This is a genomic window from Streptomyces sparsus, assembly GCF_054776295.1.
Map to the genome: position 1 here is coordinate 1 of NZ_BAAHCA010000446.1, position 3969 is coordinate 3969.

The window sequence follows — 3969 nt, forward strand, 5'->3', positions numbered from 1 at the left end:
CCCGGCGCGCACGCCGGGGGCCCGGATCCGGTCTCTCCAGGGGGTGACGGCTCAGCCGTCGTACTCCTCGAGCGGCGGGCACGAGCAGACCAGGTTCCGGTCACCGTAGGCGCCGTCGATGCGCTGCACCGGCGGCCAGTACTTGTCCGACGCACCGGCGCCGGCCGGGAAGGCGGCCTCCTGCCGGGTGTAGGGGTGCTCCCACTCCCCCGCGAGCTGGGCCGCGGTGTGCGGGGCCCCGCGCAGCGGATTGTCCTCGGCGGGCCACTCGCCGGAGCCGACCTTGTCGATCTCCGCACGGATGGCGATCATCGCCTCGCAGAACCGGTCCACCTCGGCGAGGTCCTCGCTCTCGGTGGGCTCGATCATGAGTGTGCCGGCCACCGGGAACGACATCGTCGGCGCGTGGAAGCCGTAGTCGATGAGCCGCTTGGCCACGTCGTCGATGCTGACGCCGGTGGCCCGGGTCAGCGGCCGGACGTCGATGATGCACTCGTGTGCGACCAGCCCCGCGGGGCCCGAGTACAGCACCGGGTAGTGCGGCTCGAGCCGCTTTGCGATGTAGTTGGCGCTGAGCACGGCCACCTGCGTGGCGCGGCGCAGCCCCTCCGCTCCCATCAGCCGTACGTAGGCCCAGGAGATCGGCAGGATGCCCGCGGAGCCCCACGGCGCCGCGGAGATCGGCCCGATGCCCGTCTCGGGGCCGGCGGCCGGCTGAAGCGGGTGGTTGGGAAGGTAGGGGGCGAGGTGCTCGCGCACACCGACCGGTCCCACTCCCGGACCGCCGCCGCCGTGCGGGATGCAGAACGTCTTGTGCAGGTTGAGGTGCGAGACGTCCGAGCCGAACCGGCCCGGCTTGGCCAGCCCGACCAGCGCGTTGAGGTTCGCGCCGTCCACGTAGACCTGGCCGCCCGCGTCGTGCACCGCGGCGCAGATGTCGGAGATGTGCTCCTCGAACACGCCGTGCGTGGAGGGGTAGGTGACCATGAGCACAGCCAGTTCGTCGGCGTGCTGCTCGATCTTGGCCCGCAGGTCATCGGCGTCGACGTCACCGGTGTCGCCGGTCTTGACCACGACGACCTTCATGCCGGCCATCACCGCGCTGGCGGCGTTGGTCCCGTGCGCGGACGACGGGATCAGGCAGACGGTGCGCTGGTCGTCACCGTTGGCGCGGTGGTAGGCGCGTACCGCGAGCAGTCCGGCCAGCTCTCCCTGCGAGCCGGCGTTCGGCTGGATGGAGACCTTGGCGTAGCCGGTGAGCTCGGCGAGCCGCTCCTCCAGCTCCTGGATCATCGTCAGGTAGCCCGCTGCCTGGTCGGCCGGCGCGAAGGGGTGCAGCGCACCGAACTCGGGCCAGGTGACCGGCTCCATCTCGGTGGTCGCGTTGAGCTTCATCGTGCACGAGCCGAGCGGGATCATGCCCCGGTCCAGCGCGTAGTCGCGGTCGGCGAGCTTGCGGAGGTAGCGCAGCATCGCGGTCTCGGACCTGTGCTGGTGGAAGACGGGGTGGGTCAGGTACTCGTCGGTGCGCAGCAGACCGCCCGGCAGGGCGTCCTCGGCGACGGCGTCCAGCTCGTCGACGTCTGCCCGCACGCCGAAGGCCCCCCACACCGCTGCGAGCTGGTCGCGGCCGGTGGTCTCGTCGCAGGCGATACCGACCCGGTCCTCATCGGTCAGCCGCAGGTTGACGCCGGCCTCCCTTGCCGCTGCCACCACCTCGGCGGCCCGCCCGGGCACCCGGGCGGTGACGGTGTCGAAGAAGGCGCCGTGCTCGACCTCGACGCCGCCGCCGCGCAGTCCGGCAGCCAGCAGGGCTGCGTGGCGGTGGGTGCGGCGGGCGATCGCGGCGAGGCCGTCAGGGCCGTGGTAGACGGCGTACAGGCCGGCCATGACGGCGAGCAGCACCTGCGCGGTGCAGATGTTGCTGGTCGCCTTCTCGCGCCGGATGTGCTGCTCACGGGTCTGGAGGGCGAGCCGGTAGGCACGCTGGCCCGCCGCGTCCACGGAGACGCCGACCAGTCGGCCGGGCAGGCTGCGCGCGAACTTCTCGCGGACCGCCATGAAACCGGCGTGCGGTCCGCCGAAGCCCATCGGCACGCCGAAGCGCTGGCTGGAGCCGACGGCGATGTCCGCGCCGAGCTCGCCGGGCGAGGTGAGCACGGTCAGCGCGAGCAGGTCGGCGCTGACGGTCACGATGGCGCCGAGGTCGTGGGCCTGCGCGATCAGTGCGCGATGGTCGCGAACGGCTCCGGAAGCCCCCGGGTACTGGAGCAGCACGCCGAAGACACCGCGGTCTGCGACGTCCTGCGGAACGCCCTCGCTCAGGTCCGCCTCGACGATCTCCACGCCGGTGGGTTCGGCACGGGTCCGCAGCACCGCCACGGTCTGCGGCAGGCAGTCGGCGTCGACCAGGTAGACGCCGTTCTTGACCTTGCCGACCCGCCGGGACATGGCCATCGCCTCGGCTGCGGCGGTACCCTCGTCCAGCAGTGACGCGCCGGAGGTCGGCAGCCCGGTCAGGTCGGCGATCACCGTCTGGAAGTTGAGCAGCGCCTCGAGCCGGCCCTGCGAGATCTCCGGCTGGTACGGCGTGTAGGCGGTGTACCAGGCGGGGTTCTCCAGCACGTTGCGGAGGATGACGGGCGGGGTGAACGTCCCGTGGTATCCCAGGCCGATCATGGAGTCGAGGACCTGGTTGCGGTCGGCGAGCGAGCGCAGTTCCGCCAGTACCTCGGCCTCGCTGCGCGCGTCGGGCAGGTTCAGCGCTTCGGTGGTCCTGATGACGTCGGGTACCGCGGCGGCCGTCAGCTCGTCCAGCGAGCCGTAACCGACCTGGGCGAGCATCTTGGCCTGCGCCTCGGCGTCGGGGCCGATGTGGCGCTGCTCGAAGGGTGTGCCCCGCTCAAGAGCGGCGAGTGGGATGCGTTCGGTGGTCATCTGCGGAAGGCCTCCTGGTCTGCGCGACCGGCGAGGGGCACCACGGCGCGGGTGCCCGGACGGCCTCCCCCTCTGTCATCTCAACCTGAGAGTTTCACCGGTCCGTCCGGGGACCGGCTTTCACCGTCGGTGAGGAGGGGCCGTGGCACCGTTCGGCCATGCCCGCCCTGCTTTCCAGAGTGACCTCACCCTCGCGGTACGTGAGCCTGAGAGATTCCGGGGAGGATTTGCTCCTTCGGCGCCTCCGGATTCTGCCGGAGGACTCTCCCGCGCGGGGTCGACAGCCACTTCCGAGCCTACCAGCGACCTCAGGACCGGCCTCGGCCCGTGCCGCCGGCGGCCGGTGCGGGGGCTCCCGACTGGCCGGAGCGGGCGTTGTGCCTTTGTGTGGGGGGTGGACGTGCCTGTTCGCCGGTACGGGGAACCCGTACCGAGCACCCCAGACCAGTTGGGAGGAACCGTGCAGACCGACATCGATCCGCGAAGTCTGATCGGACGCAAAGCCCTCGACCGGGACGGAACCAAGATCGGGACCATCGACGAGGTGTACCTCGACGACGCGACCGGCCGCCCGGAGTGGGCGGCGGTGCGCACCGGTCTCTTCAGCCGTGACGCCTTCGTGCCGCTGGATCCCAGTGAGGTCGTCGACGACTGCCTGCACGTCCCGTTCGAGCGGGCCCTCATCAAGGACGCGCCCGATTTCGGGGTGGGACGGCATCTGTCACCCGAGCAGGAACTCCAGCTGTACCACCACTACGGGCTCGACGTGCCAGCCGAAGGGGATCCCCCGCCGCGGGACGACCACTCCGATTTCGGCCGGATCGCCGGTCACGACGAGACCTGACCCGTCTGCTCCGCGCGTCCGGGCGGTTCCGCCGCGGCGCGCACCAGCGGCAGCGGGTCGGCCGGCCTCAGCTCCGGGTCGTCGGCCGCGAACGTGCGGACCCGGCCCGGGGGCGAGTCGGGCTGTTCGAAGCGCACCGTGACCCGCCCCACGCCGCTGCCCTGCACCCATCCGTGCCCGTGCGCGGC

The 3969-nt window shown here is 71.7% G+C and carries 2 protein-coding genes, 1 pseudogene and 1 riboswitch; of the genes and pseudogenes, 1 reads left to right on the forward strand and 2 read right to left on the reverse strand.

The annotated features are described in order from the left end of the window. Positions 1-51: 51 nt before the first annotated feature. Positions 52-2937: an aminomethyl-transferring glycine dehydrogenase gene (gcvP, locus tag ACYVE9_RS18170; RefSeq protein WP_461028935.1), complete on the reverse strand. Its 2886-nt coding sequence runs from the start codon at positions 2935-2937 to the stop codon at positions 52-54. Positions 2938-3121: 184 nt separating this feature from the next. Next, positions 3122-3217: riboswitch (glycine riboswitch) on the reverse strand. Between the two features lie 180 nt (positions 3218-3397). Here gcvP and ACYVE9_RS18175 point away from each other — a divergent pair. Continuing rightward, positions 3398-3781 carry a PRC-barrel domain-containing protein gene (locus tag ACYVE9_RS18175; protein WP_461028936.1) on the forward strand — a complete coding sequence of 128 codons (384 nt, stop codon included), beginning with the start codon at positions 3398-3400 and terminating at the stop codon, positions 3779-3781. Here ACYVE9_RS18175 and ACYVE9_RS18180 read toward each other — a convergent pair. Beyond that, positions 3766-3969 (reverse strand): annotated as a pseudogene (locus ACYVE9_RS18180) (DNA polymerase IV); the annotation flags it as partial. The gene ACYVE9_RS18175 and the pseudogene ACYVE9_RS18180 sit on opposite strands and share 16 nt — an antisense overlap.

Excerpts from the sequence above, each read along its gene's own strand:
- gcvP (WP_461028935.1), bottom strand. The coding sequence starts at position 2,937 with ATGACCACCGAACGCATCCCACTCGCCGCTCTTGAGCGGGGCACACCC.